Annotated in this window: 3 protein-coding genes and 1 pseudogene; 1 reads left to right on the forward strand and 3 read right to left on the reverse strand. The window is 51.7% G+C overall.

Annotation, left to right across the window (positions count from 1 at the left end):
• Nucleotides 1-108: 108 nt before the first annotated feature.
• Nucleotides 109-867 (reverse strand): annotated as a pseudogene (locus FP815_01255) (3-hydroxyacyl-ACP dehydratase).
• Between the two features lie 3 nt (nt 868-870).
• On the reverse strand, nt 871-2076 hold the full coding sequence (locus FP815_01260; GenBank protein MBA3013566.1) for a 2-hydroxyacyl-CoA dehydratase: 1206 nt from the start codon (nt 2074-2076) through the stop codon (nt 871-873).
• A gap of 643 nt (nt 2077-2719) precedes the next feature.
• Between FP815_01260 and FP815_01265 the strand changes: the two genes are divergently transcribed.
• Entirely contained in the window at nt 2720-3616 is an 897-nt protein-coding gene (locus tag FP815_01265; protein ID MBA3013567.1) for a sigma-70 family RNA polymerase sigma factor, read from the forward strand.
• 88 nt (nt 3617-3704) lie between these two features.
• On the opposite strand, the gene dnaE is transcribed toward FP815_01265, so the two are convergent.
• Nucleotides 3705-7253, reverse strand: coding sequence for a DNA polymerase III subunit alpha (gene dnaE / locus FP815_01270; GenBank protein MBA3013568.1), 3549 nt, complete (start codon nt 7251-7253; stop codon nt 3705-3707).
• Nucleotides 7254-7440 lie beyond the last annotated feature (187 nt).

The raw sequence follows: 7440 nt of genomic DNA on the forward strand, positions 1-7440 counted from the left end.
GCTGAACAGTTACGGTTCTGGGCTTCGGCACCTTTCTGGGTCAGAAGGTGGATAGTTACATTATGCTTACTTCTGTTATTGGGAGTGTCTGCTTTGAGTCGATTTTCCCTACATTATCTGCATATCGACTGACTGTGCGTGGAGGGCTGCGCCGATTGCCCCGGTCATTTCCGGGTGTTCGGGAATGATAACCTTGATCCCGAGGTTGTCCTGGAGCAAGGCGACGATGGCGGGGTTGTTGGCTACCCCACCGGTAAAGACTAAGCACGAGTCCTCGCTGGTGTGCCGGATCATTGATGAGAGACGATTGACCACTGCCAGGTGCAAGGCCCTGGCAATATCAGAGGCCGGCACACCATGATTCTTGAGCGAGATCACCTCTGATTCAGCAAAGACAGTGCACATGCTGTTGATCGGGGCTTGGTGGCAGGAGGAGAGCGCCTTTTGTCCGAAATCGTCCAGAGAAAAGCCTAAAGTTGCAGCCATGATCTCCAGAAAGCGGCCGGTGCCGGCGGCGCATTTGTCGTTCATCTAGAAGTTGATTACTTTGCCCTCGCGGTTGAGCCGGATGACCTTGCAATCCTGTCCGCCAACGTCGAGGATGGTTGTGGCCTCGGGAAAAAAGTAGCGAGCGCCCAGTGAGTGGGCCTTGATCTCAGTAATGATCCCATCGGCAAAAATCTTGTGAGCCAGGTGGCGGCCATAGCCGGTGGCCGTCACCTGACGCGGAGAGTATTTTCTGATCATCTCCTCCGCCTGTTGGTGGGGATTGAAGCCGCTTTCCACCATTTGGGTTTCAGCGAGGCGGGAGCCTTTAAATGCGGCCATTTTTAGGGCTCGAGACCCCATATCTACTCCGATATGCATCTGCTATCCCCTGACTTGTTCGAGGAATGCTTCAATCCTGGTTTGTAGTTGGCCGATGTCGTCTTGTGAGTAGTCAGACTCGATTGAGAGATAGGGAATCCCCTCTTTTTCGCAGGCCTCCCGGATCTTTATCTCTTCGATATTGTAGGTATGGCAGAACTGCAGCGAGTAGTGAATGATACCCTGGGCAGAGGATATGCGGTAGTCCTTCAGGACCTTGTCGACACGCTCATCGTTGGGCGTAAAGCAGGAGCAGTCGATTCGCATGTAACGGTCGGTAAGGTCAGAAAGCTGAGTCTCCATGTCCCTGCTTGATTCGTTGATCAGGTCTTTGAAGTAGCGGGTGCCGATGCATGATTCTTCATTGATGATAACAGCGCCTGCGCCTTCTACCAGGGTGTGAATTTTCCAGTTGGGCAGCGCCATGGGTGTTCCTGAAACCATCACCCGGAGGGCACTCTTGGGTGCTGCGCCAACATCGTTCAGGACCCGGATTTCAAGTTCATCGCAGAGCGTGTTGAGATTGCTGGCGAAACGGGCGGGGTCGTCGTAGAAGGCGATCTGTTCGATGAGCAGGGAGTCAAGGCCGCTGATGGGGGCAGGGGTGGCTGCCCGCAGGCGCGTGAGGCGTTGCAGGGCGCGGCGTTTGTCATTAATGGTGACAATGGCTCCGGCCAGTTGTTCCGGGCTGATCGATGCGCCACTCACTTCCTCGACCTTGGTTTTGAAATCCTTGACCTCTTCCAGCCACAGGGTTCGATCTCGTTCTTTTTTCATCTGGGGGATCTCCATGACGTAGGTGGGGACCAGCCGGTCGAGGATCTCCCAGGTTTTTTTCTTGGCGTCGCAGGTCGTTTCGCCATAGACAAAATCAACAGCCTGAAAGTAAGGACAAATTCTTCCTGCCTTAAAACCAAAGGCCGATTTGACCATGGGACAGATGTTGCGGGGAAGGATTTTTTCCGCATCAGGAATCGATCCTGGTGAGCCGCCGCAGAGCCCCACGCAGATACCGCCTGCCGCCAAGACGATCTCTTCAGGAATGTAGACGCAGAAGGTGCCGACAACAGGTCGGCCTTCTTTTTTAGCGTCAACCAGTTCCTGGACTCTCGATCCAAAGAGTTCAGCAATCATAGTGTCGAAGTAATCCATACGTTCTGGGCGGTTTTCTTGGGAGAGGAAAATCTTGCTATAGGCGGCCCCCAGCATTTGTCTGGATTTGTCGAATCGTGGCACGTCAATATCAAGCGCCTGCCAGAGTTCCGGGTATGCCTTTACTTCAAAATTGCTCACTGTATGTTCTCCATGTATTGTTTGTGGGGTCTGTTTCCGGCGCTATAATGCCAAGGACTTTCTTTGGAGTCCAATCGGTAATTTTGATCCAATGACGTAAGGAGTGGGGGAAATGGCGATACTTGACAGGGCAAAAGTCTCTTTTTGCCACTCCGTCCTCAATGATATGCTATAGTTAGCAGTATGGGTTTGAGCTTGTGCTGGCCAAAGAAACAGATGCAAATTGCGCGGTCTTTCTTTGGTAGTCAATATGTGGCACACTCGAGAGTATTGTCGAGGGTGTGGGGTATTAAGTGGCGTAATATTTGCAAATAATTCTTAATTAGTGGTGCTGTTTTACAGTGTGGAAATCTTAGTGACGCGGAAAATACCAATTTACCATAACGCATCCCGGTTTTGGCCATCTTTGGTCGCGACTCAATCACAAAATCCTTGACGTAGCACTGCTACGCCTGCGGTTTTGTTCAATCGGCGCAACCAAATCTGACCCAGATCCGGGCGTGATCCAGGTAAATTGGTATTTTCCGAGTCCCTTAATCCAAAACAATTAGGTGATTGTATGCGGACAACGACTTCTTTTGCCATGGCCAAGAGTGATGGACATTCGACAGCGCGAGTCAATTATGTCGCGATTAATCAATATTTGACCGAGATCAATCGGTTCCGGCTGCTTACCGCTGAGGAGACTGACAGGCTGGCCGTACTGGCCTGTGGCGGAGTTGATTCATCGGCTGGCAGTCAGCTGGTCTTGGGGAATCTTCGTCTGGTCGTTCGGATTGTAATGGATTTCCAGAAGTACTGGATGGATAATTTCTTAGATTTAATCCAAGAGGGCAATATTGGTTTGATTAGGGCGGTAGGGAAATTTGATCCCAGGCATGGGGTGAAATTTCCATCGTATGCCGGATACTGGATTAAAGCTTATGTCCTGAAATTTATCATGGATAACTGTCGGCTGGTCAAGATTGGCACTACCCAGGCTCAGCGAAAACTTTTTTATCGTTTAAATAAGGAGAGAATGATTCTGGAATCTCAAGGGGGCGAGGCCAGCACTGCAGCCTTGTCGCAACGCTTGCAAGTTAAGGGGCGGGATGTGGAGGATATGGGGCAACGGCTTGATAATTCTGAAATTTCTCTCGAAGCACCGATCGGACCAGATGGGGGAATGCAGAAGTTTTTTTTGCCTGCATCAGGTCCTGGTGTGGAGGAAGAGGTTGCTGATCGTGAGTTTATCGACTGGTTCCGCAGTGAAATAAACACCTTCAAGGATACCTTAAGTCTGCGGGAGCAAGTGATTCTTTGTGAACGGCTCCTTGCCGAAGAGCCGCGTACCTTGGTGAATATTGCCGAACAGTTCGGGATGTCGAGAGAGAGAATCCGGCAGATTGAAAGTAAGTTGATGGAAAAATTACGGGTTTTGCTTGAAAAAGAACCGGCCTGTTGCAAGGCTGCGTAATTCGAAATCCCAAAGTCTGATTGGCGCTGGATTATTAGGTTCTGGTTCTCTAACTCAGTTTGAAACTATTGCATGAAAGTCCCCCTGCTCAACCAGAGCCGTTACGTTGCCATTTCCCCTTGCCGTTTTGATTGCGCAACTCCACTTTTTTTATCGTATATAAAATCTGAGAATTAGTTTCTGATGCCTTGATCTGCTGGCGTAGTTCAAGGCATGGTTTAATTGTCATGTCCTTGGCGAAGCTAATGTCGACCTCTCCTCTTCCCGGGAAGTGGACGGTCATGCCTACGGGGCAGTCACCGTAAAATTCCTGCAGGGTCTTTTTTAAAGTTTCACATCCTGCCCGGGTCAGGTGATCTCCATCAAGCACCAGGGTTGCCTTCTCGGTAAATTTTCGGCGAGCATCATCTAAGCTATCGACTGAATCGGCTATGATCTTAGCCCCGCGCTCGTCTTGTTGCAATTTGCCCTGAATGATTAATGGGTCATCGGTAGTCAGGAGGTTCCCGCATTCGGCAAAGGCGCTGGGGAAGACAATGACTTCGATGCTGCCGGTCAGGTCTTCGAGGGTAATGAAGGCCATTCGCTCCCCCTTCTTGCTCTTGTGGTCTTTATAGGCCCGAATCAGCCCGCCGACCCGCACCGGCCTCTCTTCTACTGTCTCAGAGGTCAGAGTGGCCAGATCGCCATCGGTGAGTTCCTTGAGTTCCACCCGAAAATTGTCTAAGGGGTGGCCGGTGATGTAGAAGCCAACGGTCTCTTTTTCTGCCGCGAGCAATTCCTTCTGATCCCACTCGGCAAGTTCGGGTAGAGGGATGTTGGTAGTTTCCTGATTATCATCCTCTGGGAGTAGTCCGAAGAGTGAAATCTGCCCGCTCTGCTTGTCACGTTGGCAGGCCTTGGCTTGATCAAGCGCTTGATCAAGGATGGCGAAAAGCTGAGAGCGTTTGGCGCCATGCGAGTCAAAGGCCCCAGCCTTGATTAGACTCTCAATCACCTTTCTGTTCACCCGCCGGGAATCGATCCGACAGCAGAAGTCTTCGAGTGAGGTGTACGGTCCTTCTTTGTCTCGTTCTTCCATGATCGAATCAAGCGCCGCTCCGCCAACATTTTTAACCGCAGCAAGTCCAAAGCGGATGCGGCCATCAACGACGTTGAAGTCTTGGTCGCTCTCGTTGATGTCGGGCGGGAGGACCTCGATCTCGTGGTCCTTGCATTCATTGATGTACAGAACCACCTTGTCGGTGTTGTTGACGTCGCAGGAGAGAAGCGCAGCCATGAACTGGGCTGGATAATGCGCCTTGAGATAGGCGGTCTGGTAGGCGATTAGGGCATAAGCGGCGCTGTGGGACTTGTTGAAACCGTAGCCTGCAAATTTGGCCATCAGGTCGAAAATGTACTCGGCTTTGTCCTCCGGCAGTTTATTGACCCGTGCCCCGGCCATGAATTTTTCTTTTTCTCCGGCCATGACTTCAGGGATCTTCTTACCCATGGCCCGGCGCAAGTTGTCGGCATCACCTAAGCTGTAATTGGCCAGGACGTTGGCAATTTTCATTACCTGTTCCTGGTAGACGATAACGCCGTAAGTCTCTTTAAGGATGGGCTCCAGCTGGGGCAATGGGTATTTGGCCACCATCCTGCCATGCTTAGTGTTGACGAAATCACTGACCATGCCGCTTTCCAATGGTCCTGGCCGGTAGAGGGCAACCAGGGCGATCAGGTCGGTGAAGAGTTCGGGTTGCATGCTGGTGAGCAGGGCTCGCATCCCTGAACTTTCCAGCTGGAATACGCCAAGAGCATCACCCTTGCGCAGAAGTTTGTAAGTTTTTTCGTCATCCACCGGGATCATGCTCATGTCCAGGCGTCGGCCAAGGACTTTTTGGATCAGCCGGATGGCCCGTTCAATGACGGTCAGGGTCTTGAGCCCCAGAAAGTCGAATTTGACCAGCCCTGTCATTTCGGTATACTTCATGGCGTACTGGGTCAGGACTTCACCTTTGGGTCCCCGGCAGACCGGCAGGTATTCAACCATTGGTTTGGGTGAAATAACAACGCCTGCGGCATGAGTCGAGGTGTGACGTGGCAGTCCCTCAAGACGCAGGGCAATGGTGATGAGTTCCTTGATCTGGGGGTCGCGGTTCTGAAGATCCTGGAGTCGAGGTTCTTCGGCCACGGCATCAGCCAGGGTGATATTTAACTTTTCCGGGACCAGTTTGGCGATCTTGTCAACATCGGCAAAGGTAATGTCCAAGGCACGACCGACATCGCGAAGCACCCCCTTGGCCTTCATCGAACCATAGGTGACGATCTGGGCAACATGGCTGTCGCCACCGTATTTCTCTTGGACATACTGGATGACCTCGCCCCGCCGCTCCTGGCAGAAATCGACGTCAAAATCCGGCATGCCTTTACGTTCAATGTTGAGGAAACGCTCGAAGATCAGACCGTAGGTGATGGGGTCGATGTCGGTGATCTTCATGGAGAAGGCGACCAGACTTCCGGCGCCGGAACCGCGCCCTGGTCCGACGGGGATATGGTGATCCTTGGACCAGTTGATGAAGTCGGCGACGATCAGGAAGTAGCCGGGGAATCCCATCTTGGTGATGACATCAATCTCCATCTCCAGACGATGCTGATAGGTCTTCTCCAGCTCCGGGGGCAGCTCGCCTAGTTTTCTGAGCTGGTCAAGTCGGAATTTGAGTCCATCTCGGGATTTCTGTTCAAACTCCTCATCTAAGGTCATGCCGGGTTGGGTTTGGTAGATGGGGAAATGATGGCCCTTAAAATTCAGTTCCAGGTTGCATTGGGAGGCAATTTTTACGGTGTTGGCAATGGCCTCTGGCGTGGCGGCGAAGGCCGTGCTCATCTCTTCGGGCGACTTGAAATAGAGCTGGTCGGTGGAGAAGCGGAAGCGGTCGCTGTCGTTGATGGTCTTGCCTGTTTGGATACAGAGCAGGACCTCGTGGGCGTAAGCGTCATCGCGATTGAGGTAGTGGCAATCGTTGGTGGCAACGAGAGGAAGGTGAAGCTCCTTGGACAGTTCGATCAATCCCTGGTTGACGGCCACCTGTTCTACCATGCCGTTTTCCTGGATCTCCAGATAGAGGCGGTCCGGGAAGATTTCGTGGAGTTCTTTGGCAGCGTCAGCCGCAGCCTTCATGTCTTTAGCATGCCCGACCTTGTAGGGCACTTCGCCGTGGAGACAGGCGGTAAGGGCGATCAGATCGTTGCTGTATTCCCGAAGCACTTCCTTGTCGATTCTAGGCTTATAGTAAAAACCTTCCATGTGGGCGATACTGGCCAGCTTTAAGAGGTTTTGATAGCCGTTCTTGTTTTGGGCGAGAAGCACAAGGTGATAGTAAGGGATGGTGCCGCTGGCCTTAGTTTCCTTGCTGAAACGACTGGATGAGGCGACATAGAATTCGCAGCCGATGATTGGTTTCAGTCCGGCCTTTTTGGCAGCGACATAAAATTCCAGAGCCCCGTACATTGAGCCGTGATCGGTGATGGTGACTGTATCCATCCCGAATTCCTTGCACTTGGCGAACAGGTCTTTAAATCTGATAGCCCCGTCAAGCATGCTGTACTGGCTGTGGACATGGAGGTGGGTGAAATTAGCTGTGGCGGGTTTAGTCATAATTGTGTGTGAGGAGTAATGGTTAACGATTGGTAACTACACAGGTTAACGGTAATCAGTTATCGGTTTACGGTTAAAAGAATCATGATTAGTCATAAATCATCGTATGATACTCAATGTCAGTGTGTCCTCATCCATTGGCAGGCCCCAATCACCGTCAACTGTCAACCGTAAACCGACAACCTGA

The organism is Desulfobulbaceae bacterium, assembly GCA_013792005.1.
GTDB lineage: Bacteria > Desulfobacterota > Desulfobulbia > Desulfobulbales > VMSU01 > VMSU01.